Raw genomic sequence first — 19,791 nt, 5'->3', positions numbered from 1 at the left:
TTTGGTTCGAATATTTTTTTAATTTGACAGTTATTTCTGAATTATAAGGGTTTTTATTGTAAAAATGTTTATTTCCTGTTCGTTTAAGAATGTGATAAAATAAGACACGAACTGGGAAGGGAATGGAACAATAAATGGAACTTGTTTTTTTAGGAACTGGAGCAGGCGTACCGTCACGAGGCCGTAATGTCACATCCATCGCACTTTCAATGTTAAACGAACGAAATACAATTTGGCTATTTGATTGCGGAGAAGCAACGCAACACCAAATCATGCGCAGCCAAATCAAATTAAGCAAACTAGAAAAAATATTTATTACTCATATGCATGGCGATCATATTTTTGGGCTGCCAGGCTTATTAAGCAGTCGCTCTTTTCAAGGAGGCGATTCGGATCTAACTATTTACGGCCCGGCAGGAATAGCTGAATATGTCGAAACTTCTTTAAGACTTAGCGGAACAAGACTCACCTACAAAATTATTTTTAACGAAATTGAACCAGGTTTGATTTTTGAAGACAAGATGTTTTCCGTTACTGCTGATGACCTGGAACATGGCGTTCGAAGCTTTGGTTACCGTATCATCGAAAAAGACAAACAAGGCGCACTTAATGCGGAACAATTAAAAGCTGACGGTGTTGAAGCTGGTCCACTTTTTCAAAAACTAAAAAATGGCGAAACCGTTACGCTAGCTGACGGACGAGTAATCGACGGCAAAAATTATGTTGGCGCGCCACAAAAAGGAAAGATAATCAGCATTTTTGGTGATACAAAAGAAACCGCTAATGAATTTGAATTAGCATTAAACGCCGATATTTTAGTCCACGAAGCCACTTTTGAGGGCGATAAAGCAAAAATGGCGGGAGAATATATGCATTCAACCACACTTCAAGCAGCTACACTTGCCAAAAAAGCCAATGTCAAAAAATTGATTTTAACGCATATCAGCTCAAGATACGACCGAGATGCAAGTAAAGAGTTATTAATAGAAGCAAAGTCTATTTTTGAAAATACTGAAATAGCGTACGATTTAGCTGTTTTCCAAGTAGGAGAGTGATAAAATGAATGCTTTTTTGAAAAATAAAACGGTATTAATTACGGGTGCATCAAGTGGTCTTGGAGCAGAAATCACAAGACAAGTGGCGGCATCAGGAGCGAATGTTATTATCACAGCGAGAAGCACGGAAAAATTAATCGATCTACAAAAAGAAATAAGCAGCCATTTTTCAGTCGAAACGGCTTACTTTACACTAGATATGACAGATTTTGAGCAAGTCAAACAAGTTAGTACTGAAATAAATGCGGCCTATCAAATTGATGTGTTAGTCAACTGTGCAGGTTTTGGTCTATTTGAAAACGCAGTAGATATCCCGTTTGAAACTATTGAAAAAATGTTTGATACAAACGTGCTAGGGTTGATTCAGTTAACGCAACTTATTTTACCGCAAATGCAAGCTCGTAAATCGGGACATATTATTAACATCGCATCTCAAGCAGCCAAAATTGCTACACCAAAATCAACCGTTTATTCAGCAACAAAATACGCGGTACTTGGTTTTTCCAATGCACTTCGCTTAGAATTAATTCCCGATAAAATCAACGTGACGACAATCAATCCGGGTCCAATCGCAACGAATTTTTTCGAAGTAGCGGATAAGTCCGGTAATTACTTAGAAACAGTTGGGAAATTAGTGTTGAAACCTGAAAAAGTGGCTAGGAAAACCGTCCAAATTATGGGGACAAGACGCCGTGAAATCAATCTACCTTTCGTTATGAATATTGCGACACGATTATATCAAGTCATGCCGCAAGTAATAGAATTCTTTGGAAAAGGTGCATTTTTAAAGAAATAAATGAAGCGAAAATACCTTGTAATAACAGGGTATTTTTTTCTTGTAATTAAGTAGCTTTACGTTTATAATTATATAAGAACGCTTGTTCGTTTTAAAGGAGATGCAGTTATGGATACGAGTAGGAAAATTATTCATATTGATATGGACGCTTTTTATGCATCTGTAGAACAACGCGATCATCCCGAGTTTCGCGGGAAGCCGCTTATTATTGGCGGGGATCCGAATAAGCGTGGTGTTGTTTCAACCTGTTCTTATGAGGCACGCAAATTCGGCGTGCACTCGGCTATGCCTACTCGCCAAGCAGCTAAACTCTGCCCGAATGGTATTTTTATTCATGGTAATATGGCGCATTATGTAGAAGTATCTAGCCAAATTCGCGAAATTTTTTCTAGGTATACGGATATTATTGAACCACTTTCTTTAGATGAGGCATACCTAGACGTAACCGAAAATAAAAAAGGAATGAAATCAGCCACACTAGTTGCTCGCGAAATCCAACAAACAATTTACCGTGAACTTGGACTAACTGCATCTGCAGGCGTATCATTCAATAAATTCATTGCAAAAATTGCTTCCGATTTCAAAAAACCTGCTGGCATTACCGTGGTTACTCCGGAAGAAGCAGAAGCCTTTTTAGAACAGATTCCAGTGACGAAATTTTATGGGGTAGGGAAAGTTACCGCGGAAAAATTACATCGGCTAGGGATTGAAACAGGGGCAGATTTGAAGAAGTGGAGTGAATGGGACCTTATTCGCGAATTGCATAAGCACGGCTATCATTTATATCGACATGTTCGCGGTCGTTCGAACAACATTGTGAATCCGCATCGTGATCGCAAATCGGTTGGTAAAGAAACGACTTTTGAATTTAATGTACTTGATAATCGAATATTAGAACAAAGTCTTATGAATTTTGCAAAGAAAGTAGAAGAGCGTCTCATTAAATTACAAAAACACGGCAAGACGGTAGTACTGAAATTGCGCTATAGTGACTTTACAACGATTACTAAGCGTCTTACTTTAAACGAATATACCAATGATGCCAATCAAATTTATCAAGCCGCAGCCTTACTTCTAAGAGAAAGCTACACTGGCCAAGATAGCATTCGCTTAATTGGACTTACTGTAACGAACTTAAAACCCGTTTATTTTGAGAATTTACGATTAGAAGGGCTATAAAAAAAGCTAGCGCAAATTTTGCGCTAGCTTTTTTATTTCATTTCTAGTAAACGTTCTTTAAGTTCTTGTTCCATTGTTACAAGTTCTTTTTCAGCAACGGCACGTTTAGCACGGCCTTCTTGTTGAATTTTAAGCGTTTCTTGTAATGTTTCGATTAAGCTTGATTGAGTTTCTTTCAGCGTTTCGATATCCACAATACCTCTTTCGTTTTCACGCGCTGTTTCGATCGCATTTGTTTTTAGCATATCGGCGTTTCGTTTTAGAAGTTCGTTGGTTGTTTCGGAAACTTGGCGCTGAGCTGCAACGGCTTGTTGTTGACGAAGCAAGGTAAGCGCGATTGCTACTTGGTTTTTCCAAAGTGGAATGGCAGTCATAATAGAAGACTGGATTTTTTCAGCAAGTGCTTGGTTTGTATTTTGGATTAAACGAATTTGTGGAGCTTGTTGGATAGTGATTTGACGGCTTAAGCGTAAATCGTATACCCGTTTATCAAGGCGATCCGCAAACTGCGTTAAGTCATTCACTTCTTGATAATCCATCTGGTCGCCAGTTTGTTCCGCTTTTTTGCGAAGTTCTGGGAGCATTTTGGTGTTAATTTCTTCTAATTTTAATTCTCCAGCAGCAATGTAAATATTAAGTGCTTGGAAATAATCTTTATTTTTATCATAAAGCTGTTCTAGGAAAGAGTTATCTTCCATTAAACGCTTTTTGGAGTGTTCCAGTTTTAACGCGATGCGGTCAATTTGGGTACCAATTTTTTGATATTTAGAAGTAATTTCATTGATGGATTGTTTTACTCGGTGGAACATTTTGGTGAAGACATTTTTGTTGCGAGCCGCAAGTTCATCAGGATCCGCTTCTTGTAAACGATACATTAAATCGCTAATGATATCGCCAATTGGGCCAACATCTTGCTTTTGTACATGTGCTAACATCGAGTGCGAGAAATCATGGAGTTTAGCTTGGGCGGGAGCTCCGTAACCAAGAATGGCTGCCTGATTTCCAGGTTCGATTTGTTTCGATAGTTCTAAGGCTTGTTTTTTATTTGTTTCTGTAAGCATATCGACTAAGCGGGGAGCCGCATCTGTTTCGTTATTTACGATGCTTGCAGCTGATTCGCCGTCTGATCCAAACGGGTTAGCAAGAAGGTCATCTAACGTTTGGTTGAATTCTTTTTCAACTACTAAATCTTTTAATTCATTTGTTTCTTCACTTGGCTTGTTCTCGGTCATCTTTTGTACCCCTTTCAAATTTCTTTTTCTGTTTAGAAATGGAGTTTTTCGCTACTTCTAATTCAAAGTCAAGATTATTCACGTCTTGATTTAAAAGTGTAAATAAATCCTTTTCAATAACGCGACTTAAATCATTTAGAAGTGTACGTGTATCAGAAAGTGTTTGATAGATTTTCTTATCTTTTACTGGTTGTTTTTCTAGGAAAGCATATTTTTCGGTTAGTTCCACCAAAGAGTCAAGATGGGAGAAAAAGAAATCTTCTGCTTCATAAAAACGCTTTGGTTCATCTTTTACAATACCGTAAATTCTTTTAGTAAGTAAAAGTGTTTTGTTGCGTTCTTGGAAAGAATATAGCGCTTTGTTTTGTGTCATGATTTTTTGAAGGCGGATAATTTTCACGCGAGCTTCTTCTAGGTTAGTGCGAATATATTTATATTCTTTCTTGGTTAATCCAGTTGCAATCATTTGTGCACGGTCCCCAGCTTTAGATGAAAAGAAAAATAGGGTAGCCGCAACAGCAATGACAATCGTTGCAATTATCAAGCCATTATGGATTAGTAAAGTGAGAATACCAGCCAAAATAATGACAAGGAAAATAGAACCTGTGAATGCTAATATCTTTTTAAAAACGGTCATTATACATCTTCTCCTTTAAGTACCTGTTTAAAAGGTCCGCTTTTCTTATAGTATATTTTTCTAAAAATAAAGATTAGTGGAAAGTAACCTGCCATTTAAGTATATTTTGTATGCTAGAACTAGGCAAGTGGCAAGGTTTTTATATTTTAGAAAGTGTCCTTTATTTGTTCTTATCATACCATATTTAGAAAATAGATGTTATCAGTCGTGCGATGTAAATTAAACTCGGACTTAGTTATGTTATAATGAAAAAAAATGAGGAGTAGGTGGCAGAAATGGACTCACTGGAAGAAAAAACGCTTCATACGGAAAAGATTTTTAGCGGAAATGTAATAGACTTGCAAGTAGATGATGTAGAGTTGCCAAACGGGGAAAAGAGCAAGCGTGAAATCGTTAAGCATCCCGGGGCTGTGGCAATTATTCCGTTTTCGGCAGACGGAGAAATGTATTTAGTAGAACAATTCCGAAAGCCACTCGAAAAAACAATTATTGAAATTCCGGCTGGCAAAATGGAGCCGGGAGAAGATCCACTTGTGACAGCGAGACGCGAACTAGAAGAAGAAACAGGTTTTCAGTCAGATGATTTAACGTATCTCACTTCTTTTTACACATCACCCGGATTTGCCAATGAACTTTTACATGTTTATGTCGCGCGCGATCTTCGGAAAATGGAACAACCACTGGCGCAAGATGCAGATGAATTTATTAATTTAGTCAAAGTAACGCCAGAAGAAGCAGAACAACTAATAGAACAACAACTCATTCATGATGCTAAAACAATGTACGCGATGCAATACTGGAAAATGCAACTATTAATAGAAGAAAATGAATAAATAATGTCAATGTTTGTTAGGAATGAAAGCCATCCGCAAATGGGATTCTGGATCTGATGACTGGCAGTTTAGAAAGATATCAGAAGAACAATTAAACAGAGTCATACGAAGGGGTAAATTATGAATTATTATAAGTTAATGCTCAATGATGATAAGAAAAAATGGAAGAAATATGAAGTGTTTAGTATTGATTTTTATAATAATCTGGAAAGAATAGCCCCTAAAGATGCTTATCCGCATTTAATAAATAGCGAGCACAAATTAAAAATTAAAGTAATAAAGAAGGGAGAAAGTCCTGATTTTGCAAGTATTGGAACGTATTATCTAATTGCAAATGCAAGTAAATATAATAAAGCTGAAATTTCATTCAATGGGCTTGATCTTTTACATGTAGCAGTTGAAGCTGAAAATAAAGATTACATTGTTTTTCATTTTAATAGGAAAGTGGATTGTGTTGATTTCAATAAATCGGAATATATTGAATGGCCTACGGATTATATGCCTGAGCCATGGGAAAACTCCATAGCCCAGTTTTTTCTTAAACCAACATTGCAAAGAAATAAAATACCATCATAACTTGAGTGTTTTTCGTTAGATAAATGGGGTGGAGCATTCAACCTAGTAGTTTCAGAAAAAGTTAGAGATAAATTAGCTTCATTGGATGACGGGAATTTTCTATGCTTTCAAGACTTGGACATTATATAGGACTAGATAACCTATTTCATTTAAATTTATAGCAGAGTTAATTATTATTGTGTCTTCATTATGTAAAATATTGTCAGAAGAGCTTGGAATGTGGTATTATGAGTATGAAAAGAGAGCCATGCGTGAACATGACCCTCAAGTGTAAGCCCATTTAAGGTGGCAGCTAGTTTAATTTATTATAAAAATAACCACTAAACTCGCCAAAGTTTATGAGTGGTTATTTTTTTTGTTATTTTGACTGTTTAATAACAACACTAAGGTTGCAAAAGCGACTGCAAATGACAGGGCTTCATAAATGGTCATGGATTATCCTTTCCAGGAGTTCCGAACAAAAAATTCATAGGCATCGCTCCTTCTTGTTGAAAGAACTAGCCACCACCATAAACTTGCTTACTTATCCATAATTATAGCATCTGAAATATGATTATTCTATGCAGAGTAGAGTGGTTATTGAAATTAGTAATATTAGGCTGAAACCTGTATTTTCAAGGTGAAAACGCAGGTGAAAAACAGTGATTTATGTACTTTTATGGATTTTGGTTGGTTATAGGTTAATTTAGATTTTTGGTTGTGAAAAAGGGTTTAATAGTTCTTGATTGACTACCTGGTCAAAAGGGCTTATACTCAAGTTGACTAAGTGGTCAATATGAGTGTGGAGGAGAGAACATGGAAGCAATTAAAGTGGAGGCGCTCACAAAAAACTATCATAAAAAGCGAGCAATTGAAAATGTGAATTTATCTGTAAATGAAGGCGAACTATATGGCTTTATTGGCCCCAATGGTGCGGGGAAATCAACGACAATCAAAGTTTTACTGAATTTTATTTATGCTACTAGCGGAAGTGCAACAATACTTGGAAAAGATGTTGTCAAAAATTCTGCGGAAATTAAAAAAATGGTTGGATATGTGCCGAGTGAAGTTCGCTATTATCCGCAAATGACGGCAAATGATATTATCCACTATGCTGCCAAGTTCCACCATATTGAAAATGCGGCGCAAAAAATGAATAAGTATTACGAAATGTTTGCGATTGATCCGAAAAAACGTTTTGGTGAAATGTCGCTTGGAAATAAGAAGAAAGTGGCGATTGTTGCTGGACTTATTACCGAGCCGAAATTATTTATTTTGGACGAACCGACGAATGGGCTTGATCCTTTAATGCAACATTATTTATTTAAAGAAATGACCGAGCGTAATAAAGAAGGCATGACGATTTTTCTTTCTAGTCATAATTTACGTGAGGTTCAGGAATATTGTACAAGAGCTGCTTTTATTCGAAATGGGAATATTATCGCGGTGGAAGATATCGCCAATCAACAAATGACGGGTAAAGTGATTGCACTGAAAGGAACGAATTTGCCACTCGAACAATTAACGAATGCGGGCGCAAGAATTATCGAAAAGGAAGCAGGGAAAGCGCGGCTTATTTTTGATGAGGATATTAAAACGATTTTGCCGTTGTTACAAGAAAAAGAAATTACGGATTTAACGATTACGAATCAGGAATTGGAAGATAAATTTATGACGCTATACGAAGGGGGAGAAATCAAGTGAACATCTTACACATTGAATGGAAAACACGGATAAAAAGCCTGGTTGTTTGGGCTGTAGTGGTGATTGTGATTTTAGGTGTGTTTATGGCTTTCTTCCCTAGTATGCAAAGTAGCGGGATGCAAGATTTGGTAAATACGAAAATGAATGCACTTCCGCAAGATATGATGAAAATTTTGCATATGGATTCGATGGCGGATTTAACGAATATTGATGCCTATTTTGCGTATGTTTTTCAGTATATTTTTATTGCAGCGTGTGTTTATGCGGCGTTGATTGGTGCGCAGGCTTTAATAAAAGAAGAAACGGATGGCACGATTGAGTTTTTATATGCGCAGCCGATTACTCGGTCAAGTCTTGTTTTTTGGAAAATGATTGGTAATTTATTGTCGTTTGTAGCTTTTTGGGCGATTACATTTGTGGCTTCGGTGGCGCTTGTTCTTTTCTTAAAGCCGAGTGGGGTAGATAGCGGTAATTTAGTGATGGAGCTTGTGCGGGTATTTTCTAGTGAGTTGCTTGTAGCTGCTGTATTTATGAGTGCTGGTTTTATGGTTTCATCGGTGCTTCGTTCAGCTAAGCAAGCCTCTCCGGTCGCACTTGCCCTTGTGTTCTTAACGTATATTTTAGGAATTATGGCAGGGTTAAATGATAAGGTTGATTTCTTCAAATACTTTTCGCCAATTAATTATGCCATTCCTTCAGAAATTATGGACAAAGGGATTACTGGAACGAATGCGCTGATTTCATGTACGGTGATTGTCGTGATGGTAGCGGCGACATTTGTTCTTTATAAGAAAAAGGATTTGAAAGTATGATGGATGAAAAACGATTAAAAATTTTAGAAGCTGCTATGGAAGAATTTACGGAAAAAGGTTATCAGGCGGCTAGTACGAATAAAATCTGCACGAAAGCTGGTGTTTCTAAAGGGCTTATTTTCCACTATTTTGGTTCTAAAGAAAAATTATATATTGCGGCAGTGAGTTATGCAGTTGATTTTGCGACGAATGAGGTTCGTTTGGAAGAGGAACATTGGAAGGATTTTGTCGAGATGGCTATTTGGTCGACGAAGATGAAATTGGATTTTAATCGTAAATATCCGGCAGTTTTTGGCTTAATTATGCAAGCTTACGGAAATCCGCCAGCTGAGTTGAAAGGGAAGTTAGATGGCTTTTTTGATAAGGCGATTGAGCGGTCGGAAGCGCAAATGAATCAGGTTTTAAGTGAAATGAAATTGAAAAAAGATGTGAATATGGATGCGGCGCGTAAAGTGATGGTTGCGCTGTTTAATCATATTACGCAGATAAGTACGGTGTATTTACAAAGTCATCCGAATGCGACGATGGAAGATTTTGTGCCGCTTGCGAATGATTTTACAGAAATGATGCGGATTGTCGAATTTGGTATATGCGAAGAAAAAAAGGATTTGGGCGAGTGAGTAGCCCAAATCCTTTTTTTAACCAATAAAGCTTTCGTGATGCGTGCTAATCATCGCTTCGTTTGCAGCAGTTGGTTCTAAATATTTTTTAGCGCTATTGATCGCGATTGGTCCTTCATGCAAACCAGCTGCGATAATGCGTATTTTTCGAGGGTAGGTGGCGCTATCTCCGCAAGCAAAAATGCCGGGGACAGTCGTGTTCATTTCATCATCAACGACAATACCGAAATCCGCTTGTTCAAAGCCCCATTCAGCCATTGTTCCGAGATCCACTTTTACACCGTGATTAATAAAAAGTGCCTCGGTTTCGATTGTTTTCGTAATTTGTGTTTGATTGCAGCAAATATTAATGCTGGCTAGCGTGTTGTTGGTTCCAATTAATTCACTGATTTCATGATGGATATGAATTTGGACACGGGAATTTTTTAGTTCGCGTACGCTTTCTTCATGTGCTTTAAAATCTTCGCCGCGGTAAATGAGATGTACTTGTTTGGCGATTGGTTCGAGTGTTTGAGCCCAGTCGATGGCAGAATTTCCACCACCAGAAACTGCAACCACTTTACCACGAAATTGCTCGAGGTTTTTCACGTCATAATGAATTGCTAATGGGAATGTTTCGGCGTGTAAGGCTTCTAGTTTATTGACTTCAAATGTACCGCTTCCTGTTGCGATGACAATGGTCTTGGAAAAATGAATTGTGCCGTTATGTGAAGTGAGCTGAAATGTGCCATCCGTTAGCTTAGTTACATCTACCACGCGTTCATTACAAACAATCGTGGGGTGAAATGTTTCGGCTTGTTCTTTTAAATTCGCAACGAGATTAGCGCCAGTGATTGCTGGAATACCGCCGATATCGCGAATTATTTTTTCAGGGAAAAAGTAGCGCACTTTGCCACCAACAGCAGGTTCGGCGTCAATTATCTTTGTTTTCATTGAACGCAAACCACTATAAAATGCGGAAAATAAGCCGATTGGGCCGCCGCCGATTATTGTTACATCATAAAGCTCATTTGGCAATGGAATCAAGCTCCTTTACAATTTCGCATCCGTTGCATGTTTCGTAAGGAAGGCAAAGAGGGACACCGCTACGTGGATCGATTAAAATATCGGCTTTGATATTAAAAACATCTTCCAATGTTTGTTCGGTCATGACACTAACTGGCGTGCCTTCTGCAATGACTTTTCCTTCTTTAATAGCAATCATGTGGTGTGCGTAACGAGATGCGTGATTTAAATCATGGACAACCATCACGATTGTGCGATTTTCCGATTGATTTAGTTGTTTCAATAAATTAAGCACATCTAGTTGGTGGGTCATATCTAAAAAGGTCGTCGGTTCATCAAGGAATAAGACGTCTGTTTCTTGAGCAAGTGCCATGGCAATCCAAGCACGCTGGCGTTGTCCACCTGATAAACTGTCGATTGGTCGATCTGCAAATTCAGTTAAATTCGTCACGCGCAACGACCAAAAAATAATTTCCCGATCTTTAGCGGTAATCGATTTAAAACTGCTTTGATGCGGGGAACGTCCATAAGAAATTAATTCAAACACCGTCAAACCATCGGGTGCAGAAGGGTTTTGTGGCAAAATAGCTAATTGTTTGGCAACATCTTTGGTCGGTTGACTATGAATTTTTTTGCCGTCCAAATAAACAGCGCCTTGACTAGGTTTCATTAAGCGGGACATCGTTTTTAAAATAGTCGATTTCCCAGAGCCGTTTGCGCCAACGAGAGCTGTAATTTTATTAGCAGGAATGGCTATATCTAAACCATCAACAATGATTCGTTTGTCGTATGAAATTTGTAAGTTATCAGTATGAAGGTCTTTCATTTTCATCGCTCCAATTTAAAAGTAAGGTGATAATCATTCTCAATGGTTAAGTATAGAGTTTTTATGGTAAAGATGCAAGTGATACTTTGCGAGGGAGATTTGCACTTTGTGAAGAATGTTGCTATACTAACTGAGAATTATTATCAGTTACGGAGGGGTTCAAATGAAAAAGGGTATCAGTTTACTCGTAGTAATGCTTTTAGCAATGGTAGTTTTGGCTGCTTGTGGAGATAACAAATCGGCTGGGAATGAACAGGTCGAGATGCGTACATATACAATGACAAATGGAAAGAAAGTAGAAATTCCGGCTCACCCGAAACGTATTGTGGCGTCGGAATACTTAGGAAATATTGTTTTGCTAGGAATGAAGCCAGTTGGTGCTAGAGCAAAACAAATGGAAAATCCGTTTTTAAAAGGAAAAGTGGATGGGATTGCAGATATTGGTGATCCAGTTTCGGCGGAAAAAGTGGCGGAATTAAATCCGGATTTAATTATTGTTTCAAAAGAAGATGAATTTGAGGCTATGTCAAAAATTGCACCAACCGTATTGATTCCTTATGCGACGTCTAAAAATGTCGAGGAAGACGTGCGCCAAATTGCGGACTTGGTTGGTGAAAAGCAAGCTGGGGAAGCATGGCTGGATCAATTTCACCAAAAAGCGAAAGAAAGTAGAGCGAAATTAGCAGAAAAACTGGATCCAAATGAAACAGTGGGAATTTATGAAGTGCAGGATAAAGATTTTTATGTGATGGGGCAAAATATGGGGCGTGGCGGTCAAGCGATTTATAATGCTTTAAAACTCAAAGCGCCAGCAAAAATCGAAAAAGAGGTGTTAGCTGGTCAAGATTGGCAGAAGATTTCGCTCGAAGTATTACCGGAATTTGCGGCGGATAGAATGTTCGTAACGAATACTTCTTCGGGGGATGCGAAAGATGGCGAGAAAACATTAAAGGATTTGACGAATTCGCCAATTTGGAAAGAGCTGCCGACGTTTAAAGCGGGGAATGTATACCAAATGGATTTTGATACGATGTTTTATTATGATCCTTTAGCGGTGGAAGGGCAGTTGGAAATTATTGTCGATAAGTTACTTGAATCTAACTAAAGATTGCGCTTAGTGAATGATATTGATATAATTTTCTTTGCGATTGATAATTATTATCACTTAAAATGAGCGGATATTTTAGATGGAAGGAACATGTGCAGATGGATAAGTCAAAACAGATAAAAATGAATACTAGACCAACTGTCGCTATTTTTATACTTTCGGGTGGGCTTTTGTTGCTTCTTATTTTAGCGTTATTCGGGATTGCGGTTGGAGCGGCCGATATTAATTTAAGTACGGTTTGGGATGCGCTGTTTCATTATAATAGTTCGGAAACGCAGCACCAGATTATTCGAAGTTTGCGTGTTCCTCGGGTGATTGCAGATATGGCAATTGGTGCTGCTTTTGCGGTAGCTGGCGCGATTATGCAAGGGATTACGCGGAATCCGCTGGCTGACTCGGGGTTGCTCGGGTTGAATGCTGGGTCGACGTTTATGGTTGCAATTTGTTTTGCTTTTATGCCGTGGCTTAGTTATAACTCGTTGATTTTGTTTTCTTTTGTTGGGGCGGCGATTGGGGCGTTTATGGTTTTTGGCGTTAGTTCGCTTGCTGGGAGTGCGATGTCGCCAACGCGATTAGTGCTTGCTGGTGCGGCGGTTAGTTCGCTACTCACGGCGCTTAGTGAAGGGCTTGCGATTTATTTTAAACTGAGTCAAGATTTGGCCTTTTGGTATGCTGGCGGGGTTGCTGGTGTGAAATGGAGCCAGCTGGCGGCGATTTGGCCTTGGTTGCTTGGAGCGCTTATTGCAGCCATTTTGTTAAGCAAGTCGATTACGATTTTAAGTTTGGGCGACGATATTGCGGTTGGTCTTGGCGAAAAAACGACTTTTGTTAAAATTGCTTCGATGGTTGTTGTGTTGATTTTGGCGGGGCTGGCTGTGTCGGTTGTTGGGCCGGTTGGTTTTATTGGCTTGATTGTGCCGCATTTGGTGCGATTTTTAGTCGGGGTTGATTATCGCTGGATTATTCCTTGCTCGGCTGTTGTTGGGGCGTTTCTGACATTAGCGGCGGATATTGTGGCAAGAACGATCAATCCTCCATATGAAACGCCAATCAGTGTCATTTTTGCGTTAATCGGGGTTCCTTTCTTTTTATATGTAGCTCGTAAGGAAAGGAGGAACTTATAATGTATATGACGGTTGCGGAAAAGCGGAAAAGATCGCGACGGATTTGGACGTTAATCATTTTAAGTGTGCTGATTTTTTGTACATTTACATATAGTGTCAATGCTGGTTATTCGAAATTGCCATTTTTAGAAGTGATTAAATCTTTCTTTGGTATGGCGGATGCGGGGACACAGCTCATTGTGACGGAGTTTAGGCTGCCGCGGATTGTTATTGCGCTTTTAGTTGGAGCGGGGCTGGCGGTTTCGGGAACAATTTTACAAGGGATTTCTGGAAATGGCTTAGCTGACCCGGGGATTCTTGGGATTAACAACGGGGCTGGCTTGGCAGTTATGCTTTATATTTCCTTCTTTCCTTCCACGATGGATGTACCTGTTTTATTTATGCCATTAGTTGGGTTTATCGGGGCAATTTTGACAGCATTTGTTGTGTATGGACTTTCTTATAGTAGGAGCGAGGGGTTACTTCCTAATCGTTTGTTACTTACGGGGATTGCTGTTGCGGCGGCGATTGCGGCATTGATTACGCTTTTGACGGTTCGACTAGATCCGCAAAATTATCAGCGTTATGCTGAATGGATGGCTGGAAATATTTGGGCATCGAGCTGGCAATATGTTTTTGCACTTTTGCCGTGGCTGGTTGTTTTAGGGACCTTTGCTTTTATGAAAGTGAAAACGCTAGATGTGCTTTCATTTGGGGATCAAGTGGCCACTGGACTAGGTGTTCGGGTGGAACGAGAAAAATTTGTTCTATTAATAGTAGCAGTTGGTCTCGCGGCGGCTTGTGTTTCTGTTAGTGGCGGGATTGCGTTTATTGGGTTAATTGGTCCACATATTGCCAGAAAACTAGTTGGTTCTGCGCATCGTTGGGTGATGGTAACAGCGGCACTTTCTGGAGGGTTACTTTTATTATTAGCGGATACGATTGGGCGTTTGATTATCCAACCTTCTGAAATATTTGCGGGAATTGTTGTAGCGATTATCGGCGCACCATATTTCTTGTTCCTACTTGCTAAAGCTAAATAATAATTATTATTGATAACGAGAAATTAATGAGTAATTGATAATCAATGTAGACAGCCTATTGCTTTTGTGATATCTTAGTAAACATAAGCAATAGGAATTGACTACGTGCCATTTTTAACGTAAAAAGTGAATTTCTAACTTGCATTTTATTTATAATTATTATAAACTGTATTTATTGTTAAATGATAATGATGATAATTTAGAGAGACAACTTGTTATAAGCACCCAAGGGAGGAACCATAATGGAAGGTCGTATTGGACGCATTAAAGCACAACTTCACGATGCTAGTTATAAATTAACCCCACAGCGAGAAGCTACGGTTCGCGTTTTACTGGAAAATGAAAAAGATCATTTAAGTGCCGAGGAAGTTTTCTTGCGTGTGAAAGATATTGCGCCTGACACTGGCCTTGCCACAGTTTATAGAACGCTAGAGCTTTTAACAGAACTACGCGTGGTAGATAAGATTAATTTTGGTGACGGTGTATCCCGTTATGACTTGAGACAAGAAGGCGCCAAACATTTCCACCATCATTTGGTGTGCTTGGAATGTGGTTCTGTGGAAGAAATTCAAGAAGACTTATTAGAAGATGTAGAAAAAATCGTCGAATCGAAGTGGAACTTTCTCGTTAAAGATCACCGTTTGACTTTCCAAGGTGTTTGCGCAGATTGTAGACAAAAAACTAAAAAAGAATAATCAAAAAGTTTGAGATAAGTTATCTCAAACTTTTTTTATGGTTAAAAAGATGGACTGAATTGCGTGAAAAGTATTATAAGTTTCTTTCTAATAATTAAACGTTTTCAGTAAGAGTGGAACATGGTAGAATAGGACTTGTGGAGGAAACGCTTATGAATGATTTAATTGAAGATTTTTTACATTTTTTAATTGTAGAGAAAGGTTTATCTACAAATACAATCAAAGCATATCAACGAGACTTACGCTATTTTGTTTCTTACATGGAAACCTCTAAGAATTTGACGGATCCGAATATACTTGAAAGAAGCGATATAGTTGGATTCATGGCATTTGCAAGACAAGAAGGAAAGTCAGCCAGAAGTGTAGCGCGATACATTGCTTCACTACGCTCTTTTTTTCATTATTTAATGCATGATGGGAAAATGTCACATGATCCAATGATCCAAATCGAAACACCAAAACAAGCGCAAAGCCTACCGAAAGTGTTAAACCTTGATGATGTAGAAAAGTTGCTTAGTTCCTCGGATACAAGTACGCCGCTCGGACTAAGAGACCAAGCAATGATGGAAATTTTATATGCGACAGGACTTCGTGTCACGGAACTTGTTCGCCTGAAAATGGACGATTTGCATCTTCATATGGGTTTCATTCAAACGATTGGTAAAGGCGATAAAGAAAGAATTATCCCGCTTGGAAAAACGGCCACTACTGTGTTGGAACAGTACTTAGAAGAAGCGAGGCCAAAACTTCGTAGACCGAAATACCGCAATGATTTTGTCTTTCTAAATCATCATGGTCAAGGGCTGACGAGACAAGGCTTCTGGAAAATTTTAAAAGGAATTGCGAAAGAGTCGGGCATTGAAAAGCCGATTACACCGCATACTTTGCGTCATTCATTTGCCACCCATTTGCTTGAAAACGGAGCTGATTTAAGGTCAGTACAAGAGCTCCTTGGTCATGCGGATATCTCCACTACGCAAATTTATACACACGTAACAAAGCTGCGCCTAAAAGATGTTTACAAGCAATTTCACCCGCGCGCTTAAAAAATATAGTTGAAAAGGATGAGTAAATATGCCAGATAAATTTAAACGAGTACATGTAGTTGTAATGGATTCAGTTGGTATTGGAGAAGCACCAGATGCTGCTGAATTTGGTGATTTTGATGTAGATACATTTGGACATATTGCAAAACACGTAGGTGGACTAAACATGCCAGAAATGGGCAAATTAGGTTTATCCAATATTCGTGAAATCGAAGGAATTAAAAAAGCTGAAAAACCACTTGCTTACTATACAAAAATGCAAGAAGCTTCTAACGGTAAAGATACAATGACAGGTCACTGGGAAATTATGGGACTTTACATTGATACACCTTTCCGCGTATTCCCAGATGGATTTCCTGACGATTTAATCAACCAAATTGAAGAAAAAACAGGTCGCAAAGTGATCGGGAATAAACCGGCAAGCGGCACAGAAATTATGGACGAGCTAGGCGAAGAACATGTTAAAACAGGTGCGTTAATTGTATACACATCGGCTGACTCTGTTTTACAAATCGCGGCGCATGAAGATGTTGTGCCTCTAGAAGAACTATACGAAATCTGTGAGTTCTGTCGCAAAATCACTTTGGACGATCCATACATGCTTGGTCGCATTATCGCGCGTCCTTTTGTTGGGGAACCAGGGGCATTTGTTAGAACGCCGAACCGCCATGATTACGCGCTTAAACCTTTTAAACCCACTGTCATGGATGCGTTAAAAGATGGTGGCAAAGATGTGATTGCGATTGGTAAAATTTCCGATATTTTTGACGGTGAAGGCGTAACAGAATCTATCCGTACAAAATCCAATATGGACGGAATGGACCAATTTATCGCAGTATTAGATAAAGACTTTAATGGAATGAGTTTCTTGAACTTAGTTGATTTTGATGCATTGTTCGGACATCGTCGTGATCCTCAAGGTTATGCGGATGCACTTGTTGATTTTGATGGTCGTTTAGTAGAAGTGATGGAAAAACTGACGGATGAGGATCTTTTAATTATTACTGCTGACCACGGGAACGACCCAACTTACTCTGGTACAGACCATACGCGTGAATTTGTACCACTTCTTGTATACTCACCGCGCTTCAAAAATGGTGGTTCAGAATTAGAACTACGCAAAACATTTGCCGACCTTGGCGCAACCGTTGCCGACAATTTTGATGTAAAAATGCCTGAATATGGCCAAAGTTTCTTAAAAGACTTGAAATAGGAAAAGGGAGGAACAAAAATGAGTTTAGAAAAAGTAAATGAGGCAGTTGCGAAAATTAGAGAAAGTTATACTGGAACACCAAAAATTGGTTTGATTCTTGGATCTGGTTTAGGAGTACTTGCAGATGAAGTAAGCAATCCGACGAAACTTTCTTATAGTGAAATCCCACATTTTCCTGTTTCAACAGTAGAAGGACATGCTGGACAATTTGTTTTTGGGGAGTTAGAAACGAAAGAAGTTGTCGCAATGCAAGGGCGTTTCCATTTTTATGAAGGCTATTCGATGCAAGATGTTACTTTCCCAGTTCGTGTTATGAAAGAGCTAGGTGTGGAAGTGCTTGTTGTGACAAATGCTGCTGGTGGCGTGAACGAATTATATTCCGCTGGGGACTTAATGCTGATTGCGGACCATATTAACTTTACTGGAACGAACCCGCTTATTGGACCAAATGATGAACATTTTGGCCCGCGTTTCCCAGATATGTCAGAAGCTTATAACTTGGCTTTACGTGTAGAGGCGAGACTTATTGCGCAAGAACTTGATTTGACTATTCGCGAAGGTATCTATGCTGGCTTTAGTGGGCCGACTTACGAAACACCTGCTGAAATTCAAATGATGCGCACACTAGGAGCTGATGCAGTGGGAATGTCCACTGTACCAGAAGTAATCATTGCGAATCATGCAGGGTTACGCGTGCTTGGTATTTCTTGTATTACGAATATGGCGGCCGGAATTCTGGACCAACCACTTTCTCATACAGAAGTTATTGAAACAACGGAGCAAGTTCGCAGCACGTTTTTACAATATGTAAAAGCAATTGTTGCTAAAATTTCTTAAAATAATTGGTAGCTAATCTCAGCCCAAATTTATTATTTTCTGAAGCAAGGAGATAATGGATTGGGGCTGAGTTTTTTACGTATTTGATAATATTTTCAGATAGTTATTGTCGCTCGGCTTCTTAGTATGCTACTATATAAAAGAACTTTTAAAAATCTATAATGTAAAGGTGGGATTGGCGTGACGTTTGAACGGCTTGGAACAATGAATGTAAATGCAGAAGGACATCTCGAAATTGGAGGGGTGGACACTTTAAAGCTTACTGAAAAATATGGTACGCCACTTTACGTTTATGATGTAGCGCTAATCCGTGACCGCGCAAGAGGATTTAAGAGAACATTTGAAGAGTTAGGGGTAAAAGCACAAGTAGCTTATGCGAGTAAAGCATTTTCTGCTGTAGCAATTTATCAATTAATGGCTGAAGAAGGTATGTCACTTGATGTTGTTTCGGGCGGCGAACTTTATACAGCAATGAAAGCGAATTTCCCTCCTGAAAGAATTCATTTTCACGGAAATAATAAAAGTGCAGACGAAATACATATGGCGCTGGATTACGGCATCGGCTGCTTTGTTATCGATAATTATTATGAAATTAGTTTATTAGAAAATATATTAATAGAACGAAATGAAAAAGCTTCCGTGTTAATTCGTGTAACACCGGGAATTGAAGCTCATACACACGACTATATTTTAACGGGTCAAGATGATTCGAAATTTGGCTTCGGTCTTACAAATGGACAGGCTGAAAAAGCAATTAGACAGGTGCTTCATGCAAGTGCGTCCTTTGATTTAATCGGACTACACTGCCATATCGGTTCGCAAATTTTTGAAACGACTGGTTTTAAATTAGCAGCTCGCCGTATTATGGATAAATTAGTGGAATGGCACGGGACGCTCGGTTTTGATTCCAAAGTACTTAATCTTGGTGGTGGCTTCGGAGTTCGTTATACTGCGGAAGATGAGCCACTGGAGCCAAGTGAATATGTGCGCCAAATTATGGATGAAGTGCGTGATGTGGCGAATAGTAATGATATTGCTATTCCAGAAATTTGGATTGAACCTGGTCGTTCTCTTGTCGGTGAAGCAGGAACAACCCTTTATAAAGTTGGCTCTCGAAAAGAAGTTCCAGGAATTCGGAATTATCTTGCTGTAGACGGCGGGATGTCAGACAATATTCGTCCAGCTTTATACGATGCTCATTATGACGCTGTTCTTGCAGCCAACCCAGAAAAAGTCGCGGAAGAAACTGTAGCTATTGCAGGGAAATGCTGTGAGTCTGGGGATATGTTGATTTGGGATTTACCATTACCAAAATCAAATGCCGGTGAAGTGCTAGCAGTTTTTTGTACAGGAGCCTATGGTTATGCGATGGCAAGTAATTACAACCGCATCCCAAGACCACCAGTTGTTTTTGTGGAAAACGGAATCGATAAATTAGTCGTTGCCCGCGAAACCTATGAAAATTTAGTGCAAAATGATCTTTCATTATAGT

The 19,791-nt window shown here is 39.0% G+C and carries 20 protein-coding genes; 16 read left to right on the top strand and 4 right to left on the bottom strand.

The window, feature by feature from the left end; all coding sequences use genetic code 11:
* The first annotated feature begins 134 nt into the window (after positions 1-134).
* The 3 genes from rnz to dinB all read left to right on the top strand — a co-directional run bounded on the left by rnz (position 135) and on the right by dinB (position 3,030).
* Positions 135-1,055 (top strand): ribonuclease Z, encoded by a 921-nt coding sequence (rnz, locus tag HCX62_RS08130; RefSeq protein ID WP_185638343.1) that lies wholly within the window; start codon positions 135-137, stop codon positions 1,053-1,055.
* Positions 1,056-1,059: 4 nt separating this feature from the next.
* Positions 1,060-1,851: an SDR family NAD(P)-dependent oxidoreductase gene (locus tag HCX62_RS08125; protein WP_185638341.1), complete on the top strand. Its 792-nt coding sequence runs from the start codon at positions 1,060-1,062 to the stop codon at positions 1,849-1,851.
* A 108-nt stretch (positions 1,852-1,959) separates the two neighbouring features.
* Entirely contained in the window at positions 1,960-3,030 is a 1,071-nt protein-coding gene (gene dinB, locus HCX62_RS08120; protein WP_185638339.1) for a DNA polymerase IV, read from the top strand.
* 32 nt (positions 3,031-3,062) lie between these two features.
* On the opposite strand, the gene HCX62_RS08115 is transcribed toward dinB, so the two are convergent.
* Both HCX62_RS08115 and HCX62_RS08110 read right to left on the bottom strand, forming a co-directional pair.
* Positions 3,063-4,262, bottom strand: a complete 1,200-nt coding sequence (locus HCX62_RS08115; protein WP_003725866.1) for a toxic anion resistance protein — start codon at positions 4,260-4,262, stop codon at positions 3,063-3,065.
* Positions 4,240-4,899, bottom strand: a complete 660-nt coding sequence (locus tag HCX62_RS08110; RefSeq protein ID WP_185392121.1) for a 5-bromo-4-chloroindolyl phosphate hydrolysis family protein — start codon at positions 4,897-4,899, stop codon at positions 4,240-4,242. The genes HCX62_RS08115 and HCX62_RS08110 overlap by 23 nt, the downstream gene beginning before the upstream one ends.
* Positions 4,900-5,174: 275 nt before the next feature.
* On the opposite strand from HCX62_RS08110, the gene HCX62_RS08105 reads away from it, so the two are divergent.
* The 5 genes from HCX62_RS08105 (at position 5,175) to timR (ending at position 9,423) form a co-directional block, all read left to right on the top strand.
* Complete coding sequence (locus tag HCX62_RS08105; RefSeq protein ID WP_185638840.1) at positions 5,175-5,732, top strand: NUDIX hydrolase; 558 nt, start codon at positions 5,175-5,177, stop codon at positions 5,730-5,732.
* Positions 5,733-5,852: 120 nt separating this feature from the next.
* Positions 5,853-6,308 carry a hypothetical protein gene (locus HCX62_RS08100; protein ID WP_260490845.1) on the top strand — a complete coding sequence of 152 codons (456 nt, stop codon included), beginning with the start codon at positions 5,853-5,855 and terminating at the stop codon, positions 6,306-6,308.
* Between the two features lie 795 nt (positions 6,309-7,103).
* Positions 7,104-7,991 carry a macrodiolide ABC transporter ATP-binding protein TimA gene (gene timA / locus HCX62_RS08095; protein ID WP_185638337.1) on the top strand — a complete coding sequence of 296 codons (888 nt, stop codon included), beginning with the start codon at positions 7,104-7,106 and terminating at the stop codon, positions 7,989-7,991.
* Positions 7,988-8,803, top strand: coding sequence for a macrodiolide ABC transporter permease TimB (gene timB / locus HCX62_RS08090; RefSeq protein WP_185638335.1), 816 nt, complete (start codon positions 7,988-7,990; stop codon positions 8,801-8,803). Before timA ends, timB begins: the two co-directional genes overlap by 4 nt.
* Positions 8,803-9,423 (top strand): macrodiolide transporter TimAB transcriptional regulator TimA, encoded by a 621-nt coding sequence (gene timR / locus HCX62_RS08085; protein WP_185638838.1) that lies wholly within the window; start codon positions 8,803-8,805, stop codon positions 9,421-9,423. The genes timB and timR overlap by 1 nt, the downstream gene beginning before the upstream one ends.
* Before the next feature lie 18 nt (positions 9,424-9,441).
* On the opposite strand, the gene HCX62_RS08080 is transcribed toward timR, so the two are convergent.
* Both HCX62_RS08080 and HCX62_RS08075 read right to left on the bottom strand, forming a co-directional pair.
* A complete protein-coding gene (locus tag HCX62_RS08080; protein ID WP_185638333.1) occupies positions 9,442-10,440 on the bottom strand; it encodes an NAD(P)/FAD-dependent oxidoreductase in 999 nt (332 codons plus the stop codon).
* Positions 10,430-11,254, bottom strand: a complete 825-nt coding sequence (locus tag HCX62_RS08075; RefSeq protein ID WP_185638332.1) for an ABC transporter ATP-binding protein — start codon at positions 11,252-11,254, stop codon at positions 10,430-10,432. Before HCX62_RS08075 ends, HCX62_RS08080 begins: the two co-directional genes overlap by 11 nt.
* Positions 11,255-11,417: 163 nt before the next feature.
* Here HCX62_RS08075 and HCX62_RS08070 point away from each other — a divergent pair, with 163 nt between their 5' ends.
* The 8 genes from HCX62_RS08070 to lysA all read left to right on the top strand — a co-directional run bounded on the left by HCX62_RS08070 (position 11,418) and on the right by lysA (position 19,790).
* Positions 11,418-12,359 (top strand): iron-hydroxamate ABC transporter substrate-binding protein, encoded by a 942-nt coding sequence (locus tag HCX62_RS08070; RefSeq protein WP_185638331.1) that lies wholly within the window; start codon positions 11,418-11,420, stop codon positions 12,357-12,359.
* Positions 12,360-12,460: 101 nt separating this feature from the next.
* Positions 12,461-13,486, top strand: a complete 1,026-nt coding sequence (locus HCX62_RS08065) for a FecCD family ABC transporter permease (RefSeq protein WP_185502010.1) — start codon at positions 12,461-12,463, stop codon at positions 13,484-13,486.
* Complete coding sequence (locus HCX62_RS08060; RefSeq protein WP_185638330.1) at positions 13,486-14,508, top strand: FecCD family ABC transporter permease; 1,023 nt, start codon at positions 13,486-13,488, stop codon at positions 14,506-14,508. The genes HCX62_RS08065 and HCX62_RS08060 overlap by 1 nt, the downstream gene beginning before the upstream one ends.
* A 242-nt stretch (positions 14,509-14,750) precedes the next feature.
* Positions 14,751-15,203 (top strand): ferric iron uptake transcriptional regulator, encoded by a 453-nt coding sequence (gene fur, locus HCX62_RS08055; RefSeq protein ID WP_070785259.1) that lies wholly within the window; start codon positions 14,751-14,753, stop codon positions 15,201-15,203.
* A 152-nt stretch (positions 15,204-15,355) separates the two neighbouring features.
* Positions 15,356-16,249, top strand: a complete 894-nt coding sequence (gene xerD / locus HCX62_RS08050; protein ID WP_185638328.1) for a site-specific tyrosine recombinase XerD — start codon at positions 15,356-15,358, stop codon at positions 16,247-16,249.
* Between the two features lie 28 nt (positions 16,250-16,277).
* On the top strand, positions 16,278-17,462 hold the full coding sequence (gene deoB / locus HCX62_RS08045; protein ID WP_185638326.1) for a phosphopentomutase: 1,185 nt from the start codon (positions 16,278-16,280) through the stop codon (positions 17,460-17,462).
* An 18-nt stretch (positions 17,463-17,480) separates the two neighbouring features.
* Positions 17,481-18,299 (top strand): purine-nucleoside phosphorylase, encoded by an 819-nt coding sequence (locus HCX62_RS08040; protein ID WP_185638324.1) that lies wholly within the window; start codon positions 17,481-17,483, stop codon positions 18,297-18,299.
* 180 nt (positions 18,300-18,479) lie between these two features.
* The gene (lysA, locus tag HCX62_RS08035; RefSeq protein ID WP_185638322.1) at positions 18,480-19,790 is read left to right on the top strand and encodes a diaminopimelate decarboxylase; all 1,311 of its coding nucleotides are present in this window, start codon (positions 18,480-18,482) and stop codon (positions 19,788-19,790) included.
* The last annotated feature ends 1 nt before the right edge of the window (position 19,791 follow it).

Origin of the sequence: Listeria swaminathanii (assembly GCF_014229645.1) — a bacterium.
Lineage (GTDB): Bacteria > Bacillota > Bacilli > Lactobacillales > Listeriaceae > Listeria > Listeria swaminathanii.
Note: the sequence above shows the minus strand (reverse complement) of the source record. Positions and strands in the feature narration are given on the sequence as shown.

Coding starts and splice junctions, on each gene's coding strand:
- rnz (WP_185638343.1), top strand. CDS start 135: ATGGAACTTGTTTTTTTAGGAACTGGAGCAGGCGTACCGTCACGAGGC.
- HCX62_RS08125 (WP_185638341.1), top strand. CDS start 1,060: ATGAATGCTTTTTTGAAAAATAAAACGGTATTAATTACGGGTGCATCA.
- dinB (WP_185638339.1), top strand. CDS start 1,960: ATGGATACGAGTAGGAAAATTATTCATATTGATATGGACGCTTTTTAT.
- HCX62_RS08115 (WP_003725866.1), bottom strand. CDS start 4,262: ATGACCGAGAACAAGCCAAGTGAAGAAACAAATGAATTAAAAGATTTA.
- HCX62_RS08110 (WP_185392121.1), bottom strand. CDS start 4,899: ATGACCGTTTTTAAAAAGATATTAGCATTCACAGGTTCTATTTTCCTT.
- HCX62_RS08105 (WP_185638840.1), top strand. CDS start 5,175: ATGGACTCACTGGAAGAAAAAACGCTTCATACGGAAAAGATTTTTAGC.
- HCX62_RS08100 (WP_260490845.1), top strand. CDS start 5,853: ATGAATTATTATAAGTTAATGCTCAATGATGATAAGAAAAAATGGAAG.
- timA (WP_185638337.1), top strand. CDS start 7,104: ATGGAAGCAATTAAAGTGGAGGCGCTCACAAAAAACTATCATAAAAAG.
- timR (WP_185638838.1), top strand. CDS start 8,803: ATGGATGAAAAACGATTAAAAATTTTAGAAGCTGCTATGGAAGAATTT.
- HCX62_RS08075 (WP_185638332.1), bottom strand. CDS start 11,254: ATGAAAGACCTTCATACTGATAACTTACAAATTTCATACGACAAACGA.
- HCX62_RS08070 (WP_185638331.1), top strand. CDS start 11,418: ATGAAAAAGGGTATCAGTTTACTCGTAGTAATGCTTTTAGCAATGGTA.
- HCX62_RS08065 (WP_185502010.1), top strand. CDS start 12,461: ATGGATAAGTCAAAACAGATAAAAATGAATACTAGACCAACTGTCGCT.
- HCX62_RS08060 (WP_185638330.1), top strand. CDS start 13,486: ATGTATATGACGGTTGCGGAAAAGCGGAAAAGATCGCGACGGATTTGG.
- fur (WP_070785259.1), top strand. CDS start 14,751: ATGGAAGGTCGTATTGGACGCATTAAAGCACAACTTCACGATGCTAGT.
- xerD (WP_185638328.1), top strand. CDS start 15,356: ATGAATGATTTAATTGAAGATTTTTTACATTTTTTAATTGTAGAGAAA.
- deoB (WP_185638326.1), top strand. CDS start 16,278: ATGCCAGATAAATTTAAACGAGTACATGTAGTTGTAATGGATTCAGTT.
- HCX62_RS08040 (WP_185638324.1), top strand. CDS start 17,481: ATGAGTTTAGAAAAAGTAAATGAGGCAGTTGCGAAAATTAGAGAAAGT.